The organism is Sorangium sp. So ce131 (assembly GCF_051519095.1).
Classification (GTDB): domain Bacteria; phylum Myxococcota_A; class Polyangia; order Polyangiales; family Polyangiaceae; genus Sorangium.
Map to the genome: position 1 here is coordinate 807,986 of NZ_CP150455.1, position 18,164 is coordinate 826,149.

Annotated in this window: 12 protein-coding genes; 3 read left to right on the forward strand and 9 right to left on the reverse strand. The window is 72.2% G+C overall.

The genetic code is table 11. The features are described 5' to 3' along the window. Positions 1-353 precede the first annotated feature (353 nt). Positions 354-3,740, reverse strand: coding sequence for a maltose alpha-D-glucosyltransferase (gene treS / locus WMF43_RS02995; RefSeq protein ID WP_437677412.1), 3,387 nt, complete (start codon positions 3,738-3,740; stop codon positions 354-356). A 428-nt stretch (positions 3,741-4,168) separates the two neighbouring features. Here treS and WMF43_RS03000 point away from each other — a divergent pair, with 428 nt between their 5' ends. Continuing rightward, positions 4,169-4,777, forward strand: coding sequence for a hypothetical protein (locus WMF43_RS03000; RefSeq protein WP_437677413.1), 609 nt, complete (start codon positions 4,169-4,171; stop codon positions 4,775-4,777). A 169-nt stretch (positions 4,778-4,946) separates the two neighbouring features. Next, positions 4,947-6,551 (forward strand): serine/threonine-protein kinase, encoded by a 1,605-nt coding sequence (locus WMF43_RS03005; protein WP_437677414.1) that lies wholly within the window; start codon positions 4,947-4,949, stop codon positions 6,549-6,551. A gap of 62 nt (positions 6,552-6,613) precedes the next feature. Here the strand turns inward: WMF43_RS03005 and gspC are convergent, their stop codons facing one another. The 3 genes from gspC to WMF43_RS03020 form a co-directional block, all read right to left on the reverse strand. Next, positions 6,614-7,567, reverse strand: coding sequence for a type II secretion system protein GspC (gene gspC / locus WMF43_RS03010; protein ID WP_437677415.1), 954 nt, complete (start codon positions 7,565-7,567; stop codon positions 6,614-6,616). Positions 7,568-7,850: 283 nt separating this feature from the next. Next, entirely contained in the window at positions 7,851-9,644 is a 1,794-nt protein-coding gene (locus tag WMF43_RS03015; RefSeq protein ID WP_437677416.1) for a cytochrome b N-terminal domain-containing protein, read from the reverse strand. Beyond that, entirely contained in the window at positions 9,641-10,213 is a 573-nt protein-coding gene (locus WMF43_RS03020; protein ID WP_437677417.1) for a ubiquinol-cytochrome c reductase iron-sulfur subunit, read from the reverse strand. Before WMF43_RS03020 ends, WMF43_RS03015 begins: the two co-directional genes overlap by 4 nt. A 425-nt stretch (positions 10,214-10,638) precedes the next feature. Here WMF43_RS03020 and WMF43_RS03025 point away from each other — a divergent pair, with 425 nt between their 5' ends. Continuing rightward, positions 10,639-12,846: an autotransporter assembly complex protein TamA gene (locus WMF43_RS03025; protein ID WP_437677418.1), complete on the forward strand. Its 2,208-nt coding sequence runs from the start codon at positions 10,639-10,641 to the stop codon at positions 12,844-12,846. Positions 12,847-12,949: 103 nt separating this feature from the next. Here WMF43_RS03025 and WMF43_RS03030 read toward each other — a convergent pair whose 3' ends face one another. The 5 genes from WMF43_RS03030 to WMF43_RS03050 all read right to left on the reverse strand — a co-directional run bounded on the left by WMF43_RS03030 (position 12,950) and on the right by WMF43_RS03050 (position 18,158). Continuing rightward, positions 12,950-13,255, reverse strand: a complete 306-nt coding sequence (locus tag WMF43_RS03030; protein WP_437677419.1) for a hypothetical protein — start codon at positions 13,253-13,255, stop codon at positions 12,950-12,952. 228 nt (positions 13,256-13,483) lie between these two features. Further along, positions 13,484-15,850: a (Fe-S)-binding protein gene (locus WMF43_RS03035; RefSeq protein ID WP_437683935.1), complete on the reverse strand. Its 2,367-nt coding sequence runs from the start codon at positions 15,848-15,850 to the stop codon at positions 13,484-13,486. Between the two features lie 238 nt (positions 15,851-16,088). Beyond that, positions 16,089-16,712: a MopE-related protein gene (locus tag WMF43_RS03040; protein WP_437677420.1), complete on the reverse strand. Its 624-nt coding sequence runs from the start codon at positions 16,710-16,712 to the stop codon at positions 16,089-16,091. 13 nt (positions 16,713-16,725) lie between these two features. Beyond that, the gene (locus WMF43_RS03045; protein ID WP_437677421.1) at positions 16,726-17,580 is read right to left on the reverse strand and encodes a TrmH family RNA methyltransferase; all 855 of its coding nucleotides are present in this window, start codon (positions 17,578-17,580) and stop codon (positions 16,726-16,728) included. Between the two features lie 50 nt (positions 17,581-17,630). Continuing rightward, complete coding sequence (locus WMF43_RS03050) at positions 17,631-18,158, reverse strand: ureidoglycolate lyase (RefSeq protein WP_437677422.1); 528 nt, start codon at positions 18,156-18,158, stop codon at positions 17,631-17,633. Positions 18,159-18,164: the final 6 nt, after the last annotated feature.

Here is an 18,164-nt window from a genome sequence, read left to right on the forward strand (position 1 = left end):
CCTGCACACCGGAGAAACCCTCCTGGAGCGGTGGTCACCCGCTTCGGATACGGGCCCATCTCGACGTTTTCGGTGCTCAGCGCACAGGAGTGCGCCTCCGCGCCGAAAACGCCGATCTGGACCCGTCTCCTGTGCGGGTGACCACCGCTCTGTTTCGCGTTGTACCAGAGCTGGGAGGCAACCGCTCTAGAGGAGGCACGCCCGGTGTCGCCGGGCGGCCGCGCCGTCGGCGCCCGCGGCGCCCGGGTGTCGCCGGGCGGCCGCCCTGACGAGGCGGCGCCCGGGCGGCTCGGGTCATGGAGAGGGGGAGGAACGCGCCAGGATCGCTGGTCACGCGCGAGGCGGGAGCGCGATCACGCCCGGGGCGTGATCAGCTGCTCCAGCCCGCGCAGCGGGATGTCCAGCCAGTCAGGACGGTTGTTCAGCTCGTAGCCGAGCTCGTAGATGCACTTCTCGAGCATGTAGAAGTCGAGCAGGAGCGCCGTGTCCGCGTCGCTCGCGGGCACGAACGGCGCCGCGTCGTCGGTCCGCGGCTCGGCGGTGGCCTGGGCGCGCGCGATGGTCTCCAGGTACCCCGCGAGGTAGCTCGCCGAGACCCACGCCACCCAGGCTTCGGTCCACGGCTCGAGCACGGCGACGTCCTCCGGCCGGAGGCGCCCGTCGCGGAGCGCCGAGGCGCCGGCGTAGTCGAACGAGCGCAGCATCCCCGACACGTCCCGGAGCGGGCACCGCTTGTAGCGGCGCTCGCTGAGCGGCCTCGCCGGCTCGCCCTCGAAGTCGATCAGGATGAAGTCGTCGCCCGTGGAGAGCACCTGGCCGAGGTGGAAGTCGCCGTGCGACCGGATGCGCGTGACGTCGAACTTCCGCGACACGACCTGCTGGAGCTTCGCGTTGATCTCGGCCTCGCGCTGCACCATCGCCGCCGCGAGCTCCCGCACGGGCTCGGGGAGCACGCGCTCGCGCTTCCGGATCAGCCCGAAGGTGCGCGCGAGCATGCCGTGCGCCGACTGGAACAGCGACTGCTGGTGCAGCGTCGTGAACGGCTGCTGCCCGAACGCAGGATCCTTGCTCGGCCGCCCGAGGGTGAGGTGGAGCTGCGCCGTGCGCTCGCCGAGCAGCCGCATCCTCACGAGATCGGTGCCCATCAGCTGGTTCACCAGCGGAGGCGGCGTCGCGCGCGACGCGTCGACGAGGTTGCCGGGCGGCATCGGCGGCGCGTTCGTCTTCGCGGACTCCTCGTCGGCGAGGATCCGCTCGAAGAAGCGGTTCAGCGACTCGAGCGTGCTCGTCCACGCGTCGCTCTGGCTCCGCACGTACTCCTGGAGCATCGCCACCGTGGTCGCCTCGCGCCCGCGGCCCTGGTACTCGATCGCGCCGGCGAGCCGCGGCGTCGACGGGAACTCGTGCTCCGTCAGGAACCGGCCGATCTCGAGCTCCGGGTTGATGCCCTCCTCGACCTGCCGGAACACCTTGAGCAGCAGCTTGTCGCCGTAGATGATCGTCGTGTTGCTCTGCTCGCTCTCGGCGATGCGCGCCGGGAGCTCGCCTTCGCCGAGCGCCTCGAGGGTCGTCCCGAGCGGCAGCGCCTGGAGCTCGCCGGCGTTGCCCGTCGCGACCCCGCGGGCCCGGATCGCGGCGAGGATCAGCGCGGCGAACTCCGGCGTCGCCAGCGCGTCGTGCAGGACGCCCTCCGGCGCCGCCGCGTTCTCCGCGTCCGGCTCGCGCACCGTCACGTCCGCGATGACCGCGTGGCGCGTGCGCGTCGCGATCTCGCGCGCGCGATCCCCCGTGGCGAAGCCGACGGGCACGACGTACGTCTCCGGCGAGCCGTCCGTGTACTCGACGCGCACGAGCAGGAGGTAGTGGTCCGGCGCCTTGTCCTCGCGCTTGATCGGGACGATGTCCGCGAGCGTCGTGAGGCGCCGGTTCCGCGCCTTGCCGCGGAACCACCGCCGCGGCGCGATGTACTTCGCGAGCGCCGGCTCGAGCGCCCTGCGCCCCTCGGGCGTGAACAGCGCGCGCCACGAGCCCGCGGCCGAGATCGCGGGCGCCGTCTCGCCCTCGCCGACGGACGACACCGGCGTCGCCGGCTCCAGCGCGAACCAGAAGAAGTCGTGCGGCCCGAGCGACAGCGAGTAGCAGCGGCCCGAGATCTCCGGGAAGCGGCTCCTGCCGAACAGCTCGACGGGCACCATGCCGTTGAACCGCGTGAGGTCGAGCTCGACGTGCTGCGCGTACCGCGACAGGTTCGCCACGACGAGCACCCGCTCCTCGCCGTGCGTGCGGATGAACGCGAGCACCTTGCTGTTGTCCGGGTGCAGGAACTCGATCGCCCCGCGGCCGAGCACCTTGTACTGCTTGCGCAGCGTGATGAGCCGCTTCATCCACCAGAGGAGCGACGACGGGTTCTGCTGCTGCGCCTCGACGTTGATCGCCTCGTAGTGGTACTCGGGGTCGATGATGATCGGCAGGTAGAGCTTCTGCGGGTTCGCCCGGGAGAAGCCGGCGTTCCGGTCGGCGCTCCACTGCATCGGCGTGCGCACGCCGTCGCGATCGCCGAGGTAGATGTTGTCGCCCATCCCGATCTCGTCGCCGTAGTAGAGGACGGGCGTCCCCGGCAGCGAGAAGAGCAGCGCGTTCATCAGCTCGATCCGGCGCCGCGTCTTCATGAGCGGGGCGAGCCGGCGGCGGATGCCCAGGTTGATGCGCGCGGTGTGCTCCTGCGCGTAGACGCGGTACATGTAGTCCCGGTCCTCGTCGGTCACCATCTCGAGCGTCAGCTCGTCGTGGTTCCGGAGGAACGTCGCCCACTGGCAGGTCTCGTGGACCTGGGGCGTCTGCTTCAGGATGTTGACGATCGGGAAGCTGTCCTCGAGCTCGACCGCCATGAACATCCTCGGCATGAGCGGGAAGTGGAAGTTCATGTGGCACTCGTCGCCCTGACCGAAGTACGCCGCGGCGTCGGCCGGCCACTGGTTGGCCTCGGCGAGGAGCATGCGGTCGGCGAAGTTCGCGTCGATGTGGCGCCTGAGCTTCCGCAGGAACTCGTGCGTCTCCGGCAGGTTCTCGCAGTTCGTCCCGTCGCGCTCGTAGAGGTACGGCACCGCGTCGAGCCGGAGCCCGTCCACGCCCATCTCCAGCCAGAAATCGACGACCTTGATGACGGCCTCGTGCACATCGGGGTTGTCGAAGTTGAGATCAGGCTGGTGGGAGTAGAAGCGGTGCCAGTAGTAGGCGTTGGCCACCGGATCCCAGGCCCAATTGGAAGTCTCGAAATCCTTAAAGATGATTCGGGCGTCCCTGTACCGGTGTGGGGTGTCGCTCCACACGTAGAAGTCGCGCCACTTGGACCCCTTGGGCGACGTCCGTGCACGCTGGAACCACTCGTGCTCGTTCGAGGTGTGGTTCAGGACGAGCTCGGTGATGACGCGGATGTCGCGGCGGTGCGCCTCGCGCAGGAGGCGGGCGAACTCCCGCCGCGTCCCGTAGGACGGGTTGATGTTGGTGTAGTCCGCGATGTCGTATCCGCCGTCGCGCAGCGGCGATGGATAGAAGGGCAGGAGCCAGATCGCGGTGACGCCGAGATCTTGAAGGTAATCGAGCTTCTCAATGAGCCCCTCGAAGTCGCCGATGCCGTCGGCGTTCGAGTCGCTGAACGCGCGGACATGGAGCTCGTAGATAATGGCGTCCTTGTACCAGAGGGCGCTGCCTTCGGGAGGGGGCTTCTGATCCTGGCTCATGGCTGCTCCGACGGATGCGCGTTCTCCGCGCGACGACGCCGGGCGCTCAGGACACCGCGGTGAGGGCCTCTCGAGGCGAGAGCCGGCCGCCCGAACCAGAGACGGCCAGGAGGCGAAGCACGCTTCGGAGGTCCACCACTGGGCGCGCACCGCCGTCCCACGCTGGTGACGCGGACCACGTGTATAGTTTAACTACTTGGAATTGCAAGACCGCGCGCGGCCCGAAGTCGGATAGCACGGCGCGCGGGCGGCGCAAAGCGGCGCGCCGCGACGCCGGAGCGCGCGGGAACGCTGGCCACCGTCGAGGCTGCCAAGATCGATGCGTCGTGACCTCGGCCCACACGTCGAACCGCAGCCGGTGTAAGAAGCGCTGGCACCTCGTGCTGTGATCGGGCGAGCTCATGCCCATCGTTAAGGAGCATTCTCTCATGCTGCGTGTCTTCCACGTACTCCCGCTCTCCCTCGCCGTCCTCGGCGCGCTCGCGTGCTCGTCGACCCCGGAGCCGACGACGGTGGACCCGAACAACCCGTGCCCGCCGGGCCAGTGGTGCGCCTCCGCGGTGCCGACCACACCCGCGACCGTGACGCCCACGCCCGTCGCGACCACCCCCGCGGCGACGGGCACCGCCGCCACGCCGATCGCGCCCGTGGCGGCCGCGGCCGCCACGCCGATCCTGCAGGGGATGGGCACGTCGGAGGCCCCGGGGATGAAGGCGGACGGCGGGCCGTTCGCGGGGCAGTTCCAGGAGGGCCAGTCGCTCGAGCAGCCGGTCACGATCTCGCCGGGCAAGTGCTACACGATCGTCGGCATCGGCATCGGCATCCAGGAACTCGACATCCAGCTCGTGGCGCAGCCGGCGCCCGCGCTCCCGCCGGTCGTCCTCGCGCAGGACAGCACCACCGGACCGTCGGCGACGCTCGGCGGCAAGGCCAACGGCTGCTGGAAGAACCCGACCCCGCTCGGCGGCCAGGGCAAGGTGATCGTCAAGGCCACGAAGGGCGCGGGGCTCGCGGCCGCGCAGGTCTTCTCCAAGTAGCGCGCGACGCGCGCGTTGCCGCGGCCGGGGCCCGTGCAGCGCGGCGACACGTCGCCGCGGCCGGGGCCCGCGCAGCGCGGCGACGCGGCGACGCTATTCCCGCCGCGCGCGTCGTCCCCTACGAGCAGACGGACGCGGCGTCCGCCTTCTTCGCCGCGCGCGAGACGCCATGAGCGAGACCGTCTTCCTCGGCCCCGAGGCCAGCACGACCTGCGCGACGGCGCGCTGGTCGTGGCTGTCGGCGCGGCTCCCGCCCGACCTCGAGCAGGAGGCGGTCCGGCGCGTCGCGTGGATCTCGCTCTGCACCCTGCTCGTGGGCGCCTTCGGCTTCACGGCGGTGGAGATCGTCCCCAGCCTGCAGCTCGGGCCTCGCCCGGTCCGCTTCGCGGTCTACCTGCCGCTCATGCTCGTCTCGGCCGCGCTCTTCGTCGTCGCGCGCCGCAGGCTGCTCTCGCCGGCGCGGATCGTCGATCTCTCGTTCGCCTACAAGATCCTGGGCGCCGCGTCGCTCGCGGTCATGACCAACGCGCAGCCGTGGCCGGAAGGGCCGCTCCTGCCCGGGTGGTCGCCCGTCGCCGTCTGGGTGCTGGTGTTCCCGATCGTCGTCCCCGGCCCGAGCCTGCGCACGTTGTTCACGTCGACGGTCGCGGTCCTCACGGAGCCGGCGTGCCTCTGGATGTTCGTGCGCTCCGGCTTCCTGGAGGCGCCCTCGGACGAGGCGCTGATCCGCCGCTTCTTCCCGAGCGTGATCGCGCTCGGGCTCTCGGTGGTCGTGTCGCGCATCGTCTTCGGGCTCGGCCGCAAGCTCGACGCGGCACGCGAGCTCGGGAGCTACCGCCTCGTCGAGCGGCTCGGCGGCGGCGGCATGGGCGAGGTGTGGCGGGCGAAGCACCGGATGCTCGCGCGCCCGGCGGCCGTGAAGCTGATCCGCCCCGAGGCGTTCCAGGGCGAGGTGGCGACCTACGGCAACGCGAAGCGCCGGTTCGAGCGCGAGGCGCAGGCGACCGCGGCGCTCCGGTCGCCGCACACGATCGGCATCTTCGACTTCGGCGTCGCCCGCGACGGGGCGTTCTACTACGTCATGGAGCTGCTCGACGGGATGGACCTCGACACCCTCGTCAAGCTGGACGGCCCGCAGCCGCCCGCGCGCGTGGTCCACCTGCTCCGGCAGGCCTGCCACTCGCTCCACGAGGCGCACCGGGCCTTCCTGGTCCACCGCGACATCAAGCCGGCGAACCTCTTCCTGTGCCGCTACGGCGCCGACCTCGACTTCCTGAAGGTGCTCGATTTCGGGCTGGTGGCCGAGCGCAAGAAGGACGCGGTCCCCTCGACGCTCACGGCGGACAACGCGATCACCGGGACGCCCGCGTTCATGGCGCCCGAGGTGGTGCTCGGCGACCGGCCGGTGGACGGCCGGACCGACCTCTACGCGCTCGGGTGCGTGGCGTACTGGCTGCTCACCGGCGCGCTCGTGTTCGAGGCCGAGACGGCGATGAAGACGGTGCTGCTCCACGCGACCGAGGCGCCCGTGGCGCCGTCGAAGCGCGCCGCGCGCGCGATCCCGCCGGCGCTCGACCGCATCGTGCTCGACTGCCTCGCGAAGGACCCGGCGCGGCGGCCGCAGTCGGCGCGCGAGCTGTCCGACCGGCTGGCGGCGCTGCGCCTCGACGCCGAGTGGACCGAGCAGCACGCGGCGGCGTGGTGGGAGGCGGTCGCGCCGCCGGCGTCCCGGGCGGGCCGTCCGGCCGAGGCGCCCGTCGACGCCTTCGGCTGAGCCGGCGCGAGCGCCGCGCGCGCCGTGAACCGCGCGCGCCGTCAGCGCACGCGCGCGCGCCGTCAGCGGATGTTCACGTCGAGCGTCATCAGCTGGCCGCCGCGCTCGAGGGCGATCCTCAGGTGATCCGCGGTCCGGAGCCGCGCGTACGCCTCGAGCGCCCGCTGCGGATCGGTGAGGTCGAAGCCGTTGATCGACCGGAGCGAGTCGCCGCTCTCCAGCCCGAGCGTCTCGAGCAGCGAGCCCCGCCTGATCCTGAGCTTCAGCCCGACGACGCGGTCCCCCTGCCGATCGGGGATCACCCGGGCGGAGCGCATGAGGAGCGCCTGCTGCTCGAGGATCTGGTCGACCGCCGCCCGGTCGACGTGGACCTCCGTGGCGCTCACCCGCCGGATCCGGCTCGCGATCTCCGGCGGGATCGCGCGCTGCTCGATCTCGCCGGCCACCGGCGTCGCTTGCGGCCGGGGACGGGGCTCGGGCGCGTCGCGGCGCGTGGTCTTCCCGAGCTGCATCTGGCAGCGCGCGCCGCCCGCCGCGAGCCAGACGCGATCCCAGGCGATGCGCGCGATCGTCCCCCCCGGCGCCTCGCCGCCGAGCCGCGCGAGCTGCGTCTGCCCGTCGGGGCCCTCGATCACGGCGAAGGACCACGCGTCGTCCTCCGACGCGGCGATGAGCACCACCCGCCCGGCGTCGCAGATCGGATCGCTCCGCGGATCGCCGCTCGCCGCGGGCGCGCTCTCCCCGGGCTCGCCGCCCGGCGGCGGGCGGAGCGGCCCCGTCACCGAGTCGAACGGGTTGCGCTGCAGGATCACCTCGGCGCTCGCCGCGCGGCGGCCCTCGCGCAGCGCGCCGTTGCCGGCAGCTGCCCGCAGCGGCGCGCGCCTCGCCGCTCCGTCCGGGAGGATCGTCCTCCCCATCACGTGGGACATCCCGGCGGCCTGGAAGTAGGCGGCGAGGGCGAGCATCGCGCCCGCGATCCACCGGAATCGATGCTTGACGACCGCATCCAGGTCCACAGGCGCCGCCCTTTCTCGGGGATGCGCGGGCCGCGCTCGCGGGGAGCCCCGCGCGCACAGCGGCGTGGAGGCGACCGTGCACGATGTCGCCACCACGCCGCCCTCCGCGACTCTCGGCGGCGGTGGTGCACCGCGCGTACCGGCCCCGCGGCGCGCCGTGTCGGCAGAGCGCGCCTCGACCCCGACGGATCGGCCGGATCGCGGGCGCCGCGCCGGCGCCCGCGGAGGTCAGGAGGTGAGGTGGAGGGAGGTCCTGCGACGACGAGAGCCCGCGGGCGGCAGGCTACGGCTTCTTCTCGGGCGCCTTCGCGGCGGCCGCCTTCGTGTGCTCCCCGCGCCCGTGGCGGTACACCCAGGCGGCGAGGATCTTCCGGTCGTTCGCGGGGATCTTCTCCTCGAACGCCGGCATGTGGCCCTCCAGCTCCTTCGACATCGCCGCCGGCGGGTAGGCCTTGCCGCTGCCCGGGTTCGCGATCTGCGCCTCGATCCACGCGACCGAGGCCCAGCCGCGGAGCTCGGGGGCGGCCGACTCCTCGTCGTCGGTCTTCCCGTCGAGCCGGTGGCAGCTCGTGCACCGCTGCCGGACGAGCTTCTCGCCCGGCGTCCCCGCGCCGAGCTCGCCGCGCGCCTGCCCCTCCAGGAACGCCGCGATCGTCTCCTGGTCGGCCTCGCTCATCGGCGTGAACATCTTTGCCGCCTCGGGATCGGCGGGCGGCTTGACCACCGACGGCATCATCTCCTTGAACGCGGTCTTGCCGAAGAGGTGGTCGGCGTCGGGATCCCTCAGCACCTCGAGCGCCCACGCCTTCGTGCCGAAGCCGGTGAGGTCCGGCGCCGTCATCTTGTCCTTGGGCGGGCCGAGGTCACCCAGCCGGTGGCAGCTCGCGCACTCCTTCTTGTACAGATCCTCGCCGCGCGTCTCCGGATCGTTGCGGATCATCGCGAGCGCGCCCTCGGGCGGGACGCCCTGCTTGAACAGCGCGAGCGAGCGCGCGGTCCGCTCGGACACGGCCGCCTGGGCGCGCTGGAACCCCTCGTCCCGCGCGTCGGTGACGAGCGACTTCGCGAGCAGGCCGACGGCCCCGAGGCCGATCACGAACAGCGGCGCGAGCGCCGGCAGGCGCGCGAGCAGCGAGGCGGGCTTCCGGTCGAGGAACGGCAGCAGGAGCAGGTACAGCGCGCACACGCCCGGCATGCCGACCGTCGCGATGAGCTCCAGCGAGCCGGGGAAGAACTTGCGCAACTCGAAGAGCGGGCGGAAGTACCACGCCGGGCGGGCGGAGTAGTCGCTGATCGGGTCCGCGGGCGACTCGAGCGGCGCCCCGTGCTCGACGGCCGCGAGGTCGAACAGGACGACGAGCGCGACCACGCCGACGAGCAGGATCAGGCCGAGCTGCTTCGGGTAGAACCGGTCCACCCGCGCGGCCGCCGCGCCGTCGGGCGGCGCCACGCCGTGCTTGCGGAACAGCGCGAAGCGCGCGGCGAGCAGCGCGGCCGCGATCGCCGGCAGCACGAAGACGTGCAAGCTGTAGAGCCGCGTCAGGGTCAGGTGGCCGAGCGAGCTCCCGCCCACCATCAGCTGCTGCGTGAACTGCCCGACCACGGGGACCGTGCCCGCGATGCCGGTCTCGACGCGCGCGCCCCAGTAGCCGTCCTGGTCCCACGGCAGCGGGTTGCCGGTGAAGGCGAAGCCGAGGATCACCCCGAGCACGCCGAGCGCCAGGAACCAGCTCACCTCGTGCGGCGCCCGGTACGCGCGGCGGAGCGCCAGGTGCCCCACGTGGATCGCGACCAGGATGACGAGCGCCTGCGCGCCGAAGTAGTGGACGCCCCGGATGAGCCACCCGGCGCGCATCGTGAAGTTGATGTGCGCGACGCTCGACCAGGCGGTGGTCGTGCTCGGCGCGTACGCCGTCATGAGCAGCGCGCCGGTGATCGCCTCGACGAGCAGCAGCAGCGCGATCGCGCCCCCCCACGCGTAGGCGAGGCGCGCGCCGCCCGGGATGGGCTGGTCGAGCAGGCGGCGGAGCGGCTCGCGGTGCCCGATGCGGTCGTTCAGCCAGTCGCCCAGGCTCACCCTGCGATCTCCTCGAGCGCGGCGGTCCCCTCGCGGTAGCGCCGGAAATCGACCTCGACCCAGCCGTCCACGACGCGGGCCGCGAGCGGATCCATCGGGCGCGGGGACGGCCCCGTCTCCGGGACGCCCGTCAGGGAGAAGCGCGACGCGTGGCACGGGCAGTTGAAGCTCTTCTTGTCCTCGTTCACGTCGATCGCGCAGCCGAGGTGGGGGCACGTGGCGCTCAGCGCGCGGACCTTCTCGCCCTCACGGAGCACCCACACCGAGCCGAGCAGCTGGTGCTTCGCGACCGTGAACGCGTCGCGCTCGTCGCCGATCACCTGGAGGCGGCGCGGCTCGCCCGGCGGGATGTCGTCGAGGCGCCCGACGCGGACCCAGCGCTCTCGTCCGCCCGCCGAGCCCGCCGCGCCGGCGGGGGCCAGGAAGCTCGCCGCGGGCACGGCGAGCGCGCCGGCGTAGGCGAGGCCGCCGATCGCCACGAGCGCCTTCAGGGCGCCGCGCCGCTCCTCGGCAGGAGCGCCTGGCGTGGGGGGCGTGCCGAGCGGCGGAGCGCCGGCGCTCGCGGGCACCCCGTGAGCCCCAGGCTCATGCGGCAATCCATATCCGAGGTACCCACCGGCACCAGGTTCCTTTTGCGTCGGCTCTGCCATCTCGTAGGCTCTCCCTCGCTCGCGCCGTCCTCCAGAGCGCCCCCTCTGCCTTCGAGCGGGCCCTCGGACGGTCGAAGCGGACGCAGCATAGCGAAAACACGGGCGTAACGTTGAATCCTCGCCATCGCGCACACCGGGACGCTCGCCTCGTCACCGGCTCGACCGAAAGTTGCCTGGCCGCTGTTCCAACCCCGCGCGCGCGATCCGTCGCCGCTGCGTCTCTTGCGCTCGCCGCGCTCGCCGCGCTCGGAGCGTCCGGGTGCGCCGCGCGCCAGCCGCCGGCGTGCACGCGCCCCGACCTCAGCGGGTGCGCCATCGAGGACGTTTCCTTCGACGGCGACGAGGTGATCAGCGGCGATGAGCTCGCCGACCGGATCGCGACCGCCGAGAGCTCACGCCTGCTCGGCGGCGCGTTCGAGCACGTGCCGGTCCTGAGCATCTGGGACGCGCTCACGGTCGAGTACGAGCGCTTCGACCGGTTCGTCCTGGAGCGGGACATGGCCCGCATCGAGCGGTACTACCGGGCGCGCGGGTTCTACGGCGCGCGGGCGCGCGCGGCGCGGGTGCAGCGGGCGGGCGGCCCCGGCAAGGACGGGCGTGTGCTCGTGCGCATCGTCGTCTCCGAGGGCGAGCCGGTGAACGTCGCCTCGGTGGACCTCTCGTGGCGCGACTGGACCCTCGAGAAGGGGAAGGACATCGCCCGGCCGGTGACCGAGGCGAAGGACCAGCTCAAGGTCGGCGAGCGCCTGGACGAGGAGCGCTACGAGGAGGTGAAGCAGACGCTGCTCCGCGTGCTCACGGATCGCGGCTTCGCGTACGCGACCGTCGAGGGGCACGTCGACGTGGACCTCGTGAAGCACGAGGCGCGGGTGCGTTACACCATCGAGCTCGGCCCGGAGTGCACGTTCGGCCCGGTCAAGCTGGAGGGGCTCGGCGAGCTGCCGGAGCGGCCCCTGCGGACGGCGATCGGCATCGAGCAGGGCGAGCGCTTCTCGAGCGGGAAGCTCGCCGACGCGGAGCAGGCGCTCGCGGATTTCGGCGTGTTCGGCGCCATCGCGGTGAAGCCCGAGCTCGCGCCGGCGGGGCAGCCCAGGTCCCCGGTCGTCCCCGTGACGTTCTCCCTCCAGCCGGCCGCGCTGCGCGCCGTGCGGCTCGGCGGCGGCGCCGAGGTCGGCTCGCGCGTCGAGGCGCACCTCGTCGCCGGCTGGGAGGACCGCAACTTCCTCGGCGGGCTGCGCCGCTTCAACGTCGAGGCCCGGCCGGGGCTCGTGTTCTACCCGCTGGAGATCGGCTCGCTCGGCGACGACGAGTTCCGCCTGCTGCCGGAGATCCAGCTGCGGGCCGAGCTCCGCCAGCCGGGGGTGTTCGAGCGGCGCACGGCGGCGGTGCTCCGCGGCTCCTTCAAGCTCTACTGCCCGCAGCCCGGCGAGTACTGCAAGCCCCCCAAAGAGGAGGAGCCGCCGGAGGGAGACGCCGCGACACCTCCTCCTCCTCCGAAAGAGGAGCACGAGCACTCGATCGTCGGCTACCGCGAGTACGTGGGATCCATCGGCCTGGAGCGGCCGTTCCTGAAGTCGGACCTCAACGTCGCCCTCCTCTACAACGTCCAGCTGAACAGCCCGTTCACCTACAACCCGGCGCCGCTGCCCGTGGGCTTCGGGACCATCTTCATCCCCTACCTCCAGGCGCTCGTGTCCTACGATCGCCGCCAGAACCGGGCGGGGAAGCCCGACCGGCTCACGCCCCACCACGGCTACTACGTCGCGCTGGACGCGCAGGTGGCTGGCCAGCAGCGGTTCGATACGGCGATCGCCAAGGCCCTGGTCGGCGAGGAGAGCAAGAAGAACTTCCACGCCGCGCGCGACGTCCGCCTGCAGCCCGAGTTTCGCGCCTACCTCCCGGTCTCGCGGAAATGGACCCTCGGCTTCCGCATGAAGACCGGGTGGCTGTTCCCGAGCGAGGACTACGGCGCGTCGGACTTCGACGCGACCAAGTGCGACGTCAACGCGAGCGACGACGAGAGAGCGAAATGCGGCGCCGACCTGCAGCTGATGCAGTTCCGCGGGTTCTTCAGCGGCGGCGCGACCAGCAACCGCGGCTACGGCTACAACGAGGTCGGCCCGCACGCCCGCGTGCCGAACCAGACGGGCGAGGAGGGCGAGAGCGTGCAGGACGCGCCGCTGATCCCGATCGGCGGGCGGCTCCTCTGGGAGACGAGCCTGGAGCTCCGGATCCCGCTCGGCGAGAGCTTCGGCACCGTGGTCTTCGTCGACGCCGGCGACGTCTCGCGGGAGTACCGGCTGTTCCGCTCAGGGCCGCAGCGCCCGCACCTCTCTGCCGGCCTCGGGCTGCGTTACACGACGCCCATCGGCCCGCTCCGCCTGGACGTCGGCTACCGCATCCCCTGCATGCAGGTGATCGGCGTGTGCAGCCAGACCCTCGCACAAGCCAAGGAAAACAAGGAGACGTGGCCCACGGGCGAGGGCAGCCCGGGCCTCTTGTTCGACGTGTTGCCCATCGCCGTGAACCTGGCGATCGGCGAGGCGTTCTGAGGGGGAGCCGCCCGGCGTGTATTCGGACGGCGCGGCGGCGCGGCCCGCGATCGTCCGCGGGGCGGCGGCGTGGCCCGCGGTCGCCCGCGGGCCGGGGAGGCGCTCAGCCTTCTTCTTCTTCGGCGTTCCAGGCGGACAGCGCCGTCATCCCGATGGCGACGGCGCAGCCGCCGCACAGCGCGGGCTCCTCGAACCGGACCTCGTCGCCGCGCGACCACAGGTAAAGGCCGCGCCCGGCCGGTTCGCCCTCGATGGCCGCGTCACACACGTCACAGCGGAGCTCGGTGGCCCCCACATCGGCTTGCCGCGCGCGCAGGGCGTTGTCGGCGACGGCATCGACCGAGATACAGAACGGATGAGCCTGCATCCGCGCGAACCGGAGATCCGCCTCCGCGGCTCCTTCCGGCATGGGACGGGGATCCTGGTTTGCTGTCCCCTTCAGAGCGCCTTCAATCACATCCACCTCCGCGGCAGGGCCGAATCTAGCTCAGGCCGAGACGGGACGCACGAGAAGGCTGCGCCTGATCCAGATCAGGGTTGTTCCAGGGCGAGAAGGTGAGCAAACGCCCGCCACCGTACACCGCCTGGGGGGCGGCGCAGCGGCCCGCGGGCGCTCGCGACGGATCGGAAATGTCGTCTAGCTTGCGTCGGCGCTGGCGCTGGCGGACGCGGCCGTGGACGCCTCGTGCGCCGCTGCCGCGCGGCTGCCGGCCGACCGGTCGAGGCCGCAGCTCTCCTCGAGCAGCTCGACCACGTCGAGCTGCCGGATCGAGTCCTCCTTGGACTGATCCTTGAGGCCGTCGGTGATCATCGTCTGGCAGAACGGGCAGGCGGTCGCGATCGTCTTCGCCTCGGTCTGGAGCAGCTGCAGCGTCCGCTTCACGTTCACGCGGTCCTTGTTCTGCTCCTCCATCCACATCTGCGCGCCGCCGGCGCCGCAGCAGAGCCCCTTCTGCCGGTTCCACCCCTCGGCCTCGACGAGCTCGACGCCCGGGATGCGCTTCAGGATGTCGCGCGGCTGCTCGTAGATGTCGTTGTAGCGGCCGAGGTAACACGAGTCGTGGAACACCACCTTGCCCTCGACCCGCTGCCGGGGGACGAGCTTCTTCTCGGCGACCAGGCCGAGCAGGAAGTCGGTGTGGTGCACGACCTCGAACTTCGCGCCGAAGTCGGGGTACTCGTTGGCGAGCGTGTTGAAGCAGTGGGGGCAGGTCGTGACGATCTTCCGGATGCCGCCCTGCTCCTTGTAGCCGTTCAGGGTCGCGGCGTTCTGCTCGGCGAGCATCGCGAAGAGGTACTCGTTCCCCGCGCGGCGCGCCGGGTCGCCGGTGCAGGTCTCCTCCTGGCCGAGGATCGCGAAGTCGACGCCCGCGGCCTTCAGGAGCCGCGCGGTCGCGCGGGCGATCTTCTTCGCGCGGTCGTCGTAGCTCGCGGCGCAGCCGACCCAGTACAGGACGGGCGCCTTCGGGCTCTCGGCCATGGTCGGGATCTCGAGCCCCTCGGCCCAGTTGCCGCGGTCGATGCGCGCGAGGTTCCACGGGTTGCCGTTGACCTCCATCGCGTTGAACGGGTTCCCGAGCTCGGCCGGGAACTCGCCCTTCACGAGCACCAGGTTGCGGCGCAGGGAGACGATCTTGTCGACGTAGCTGATCATCACCGGGCACTGCTCCTCGCAGGCCCGGCACGTCGTGCAGGCCCAGAGCACGTCCGGGTGGACGACGTTCGCCACGAGGTCGATCGGCTTGTACGCCGGCTCCGCGGCCGGCGCCGGGTTCTCCGGGGACGCCGTCTCTCCGTGCCCGGCGCCGCCGTCCTGCGCGCCCTCGCCGTCCGCGGGCGCCGCGCCCTCGGCGTGCCCGTTCGCCTGGGCCGCGCCCCCGCCGTTCGCGAGGCCGCTCGCGCCGCCGGGCCGGTTCACGAACTCGGTCTCTCGCCCGTACAGGTGATCGCGCAGGTCGAGCGTGAGCTGCTTCGGGCTCAGCATCTTGCCCGTCTTGTGGGCCGGGCAGTTGTCGGAGCAGCGGCCGCACTCGGTGCACGTGTAGAAGTCGAGGATCGCCTTCCACGTGAAGTCCTCGATCCGGGCCACGCCGACGGGGGCGGCCTTCTCGGGCTCCTCGGCCGCCTTCATCACCATCTCGCCGATGGCCTCGGCGTTGCCGGCGACGAGCGGCAGCCGCCCGCGCGGATCGAGGTTGCGCGTGAAGACGTTCGGGATCGACGTGATGATGTGGAAGTGCTTCGAGTGCGGCAGCAGGTTCAGGAACACGAGCACCAGCGTGACGTGCGTCCAGAACCCCGCGTGCGCGAGCGCGACGAGCGTCCCCGGGCTGGCGCCGCTCAGCAGCGCGGCGAACAGCGAGCCCGCCGGGGCGGGGAACGGGTGCCAGCGGAGCGCGGCGGGGTCGGCGGGGACGCCCTCGAACGGGGCGGTGACGGTGGCGATGCGCTCGCAGAGCGCCGCGTCGCCGGCGCCGCACGTCATCGTGGACCACCGGTGGTGCAGCGCCATCGCGGCGCCGTCATAGAGCATGTCGCTCACCATCATCGTGAGGATGATGCCGAGGATGAGCAGCCCCTCGCCGGACAACGTCATGCGCCGCTCGCGCTTGATCGCCCGGTAATAGATGAACACGAGCGCGCCGGCGACGACCAGCGTGGCCATCACGTCCTTCACGAACTCGTAGATGCCGCCGAGCGGCACGCCGAGGACGGGCTCGTGCCCCAGGATCCACAGGCTGAACCCCGGGTCGAAGCCGCGCCCCCACAGGATCAGCGTGCGGAGCAGGAGAACCAGGAATCCGAAGAAGATGAGCTTATGGGCCAGCCCGGCGAGCGGGTAGTAGCCCATTTTCCGTTGCCGGAAGGCGTACTCCCAGGTGCCCTTGAGCCGCTCGGCGATGCGATCGAGCCGGTTTTCCCCGCGCCCGACCTTGAGGAGCTGCCAACGCCGGTTGGCGCTCCGCACAAACAAGGCGAAGAGGCCGACGAGCAATATGAGCATCAAGGTGGGATTCATTCGCGGGGCGTCTCCGGGTGCAAAATGGCCATGTCTTTTAAGGTGGGGAACTGGCAGACGTCAACCGCGCGGCGGCGGCGGCGCGGGGACCTGAGCGCCTCCAGCGCGCGTGCGCCGGAGCCCTTCCTGCAAGGGCGGACAGGCGCGGATGGTCCGGTCCGCGAGCGACGTCGGTGCGCGCGCGCGCCGAGGGCTGGCGCTGGCCGGGGCCCGCGATCGCGGCTCAGAGCGTGAAGCTGAAGCTCTTCTCCTCGGTCGCGGCCGAGGGGGACAGGTCGAGCGCCATGGCGTACGAGCGGTGGCCGACGCGCGCGCTCAGGCGGACGCGGACGGGCGCCGTCGCGCCGTTCAGCTTGTCCAGCCGGACGACGACGCGGTAGCGGCCGCGGGCCGGCTCGCCCTCGGTGAGGAAGACGTTCTCCACGTTCTGGTCCTGGCACTCGCCGCTCACGCGCGGACAGTCGCGGTCTTTCATGAGGCCGCCCGCCGTCGGCTCGCCGACGCGGGCGAGCTCTCCGGACGCGTCATAGACGTTGAGATCGACATCGGCGTCGGCCTCCTCCCAGGCGATCGTGAACTGCAGGATGCCGGTGTGGAGCCCGCACCCCTCGTCGATGACGCCGTTGCAGTTGTTGTCGAGGGCGTCGAAGCAGAGCTCGACCCCCGTCGGCGTGCAGGCGACCTCGAGCCCCACGCCCTCGGAGACCTGGATCTCCTTCGCCTCGAGGGGCGGCTTCGGCGGGGGCGGCGGCACCTCGAGGCAGCCCGCGAGGAGCAGGGCACAGCCCGCGAGCAGCAGGGCACGGCCCGCGAGGCGCGAGGCGCGCGGCGGCGCGGGGGTTCGCATGGGGTGCGGCATCCTATCCACCATCGGGCTCCTGGGGGGCGCCGGCGCTGCGGGCTCTCGGCATGGCCGGCGTGGCCAGCGCGGACGGCGCGGGCGGCCGGCGCGGCTTGGGGGGACGCGGCAGCGGGGCGGGGGGCGGCGGGCCGCCGAGCGGCGCCGGCAGGTGCATGCCCCGCGCGGCGAGGATCTCCGCGGCGTGGGGCACGGTGAGCACCAGCGCGCGGGCGTAGAGCCTGATCTGGTACGGCTCGGGCAGGTCGCCGGGCCGGCCGTTCGTCGCGTGCTCGAGCAGGATCGCCGCGGTGACGCTGACGTTGAGGCTCTCCGCGAAGCCCCGCATCGACACGCGCACGGCGCGGCCGCACGCGCGCGCGAGGTCGGGGCGGATGCCGTCGCGCTCGTTGCCGAGCACCAGCGCGAGGCGGGGGATGCTCGAGAGATCGCGCGGCGTGAGCTCGCCGTCTGGGTGCGTCGCCACGAGCTCGTGCCCTGCCGCGCGGAGCGCGTCGACCGCGGCCTCTGTGGTCGCGTGCGTGTGCACCTCGACCCACCGCTCGGAGCCGCGCGAGACGGTGTTCGAGACGAGGAACGGCTCGGCCCGCTCGATGATGTGCAGCCGCTGCAGGCCGAACGCGTCGCACGACCGGAGCACGGCGGCCCCGTTGTGCGGGTCGTGCGGCGCGTCCATCGCCACGGTGACGGCGTCGAGCCGCGCCGCGATGACCCCGCGCAGCCGGGCTCGGCGCTCGTCCGTGACGAACTCCTCGAGGATGCGGGCGACGGCGGCGAGATCGAGCGCGTCGAGCGCGGCGAGCAGCCTTCGCTGCTCCTGCGCGACGAACGAGCAGTTGGGGGTCGAGCGGCGCATGGTCGGGTCGGGCGCCTCTATAGCGCGGAGCGCGCCCGGAGGCTGCGCCGTCAGGGCGGGAGCTCGACCGCGACCCGCTCGCCCTCCGCGAGCTCGACGACGTCGCAGTCGCCGGGGGAGCCGTCCTCCCAGACCAGGCAGACGAAGTCGGTCTCGGCGTCGAGCGCGATCATGGGGTGGTGCCAGACCCCGGGCCGGTAGGTGACGCCCTGGGCGCCGCGGGCGACGAACGCGGTGAGCGTCGCGAGGTCGGGCTGGTCGCCGCCGAGGGCGACCACGACGAGGTAGCGCTGCGCGTTCATCGGCACGAACGCCTGGGTCGAGCCGGGGTGCCTCTCGAGCTGCGCGATCGGGAACGGAAAGCTCGAGGCGGGGCTGCACCGGAACACGGAGACGTTCAGCGACGCGCGACCGGGGCGGAGGTTCTCGATCCCGGCGAGGTGATCGAACCGGCGCGCGGTCCCCTGGTTGGCCGGCCTGCCAGGCTGGCCATAACTCATGGCCATGAGGACGTCCCCATAGGGCGCGTACGCTGCGGGGCTGAGCGAATGGGCGGCGATGTGTTGGCGGCGGCTCATCGGTTG

Coding starts and splice junctions, on each gene's coding strand:
- treS (WP_437677412.1), bottom strand. CDS start 3,740: ATGAGCCAGGATCAGAAGCCCCCTCCCGAAGGCAGCGCCCTCTGGTAC.
- WMF43_RS03000 (WP_437677413.1), top strand. CDS start 4,169: ATGCTGCGTGTCTTCCACGTACTCCCGCTCTCCCTCGCCGTCCTCGGC.
- WMF43_RS03005 (WP_437677414.1), top strand. CDS start 4,947: ATGAGCGAGACCGTCTTCCTCGGCCCCGAGGCCAGCACGACCTGCGCG.
- WMF43_RS03030 (WP_437677419.1), bottom strand. CDS start 13,255: ATGCCGGAAGGAGCCGCGGAGGCGGATCTCCGGTTCGCGCGGATGCAG.
- WMF43_RS03035 (WP_437683935.1), bottom strand. CDS start 15,850: ATGCTCATATTGCTCGTCGGCCTCTTCGCCTTGTTTGTGCGGAGCGCC.
- WMF43_RS03040 (WP_437677420.1), bottom strand. CDS start 16,712: ATGCGAACCCCCGCGCCGCCGCGCGCCTCGCGCCTCGCGGGCCGTGCC.
- WMF43_RS03045 (WP_437677421.1), bottom strand. CDS start 17,580: ATGCGCCGCTCGACCCCCAACTGCTCGTTCGTCGCGCAGGAGCAGCGA.
- WMF43_RS03050 (WP_437677422.1), bottom strand. CDS start 18,158: ATGAGCCGCCGCCAACACATCGCCGCCCATTCGCTCAGCCCCGCAGCG.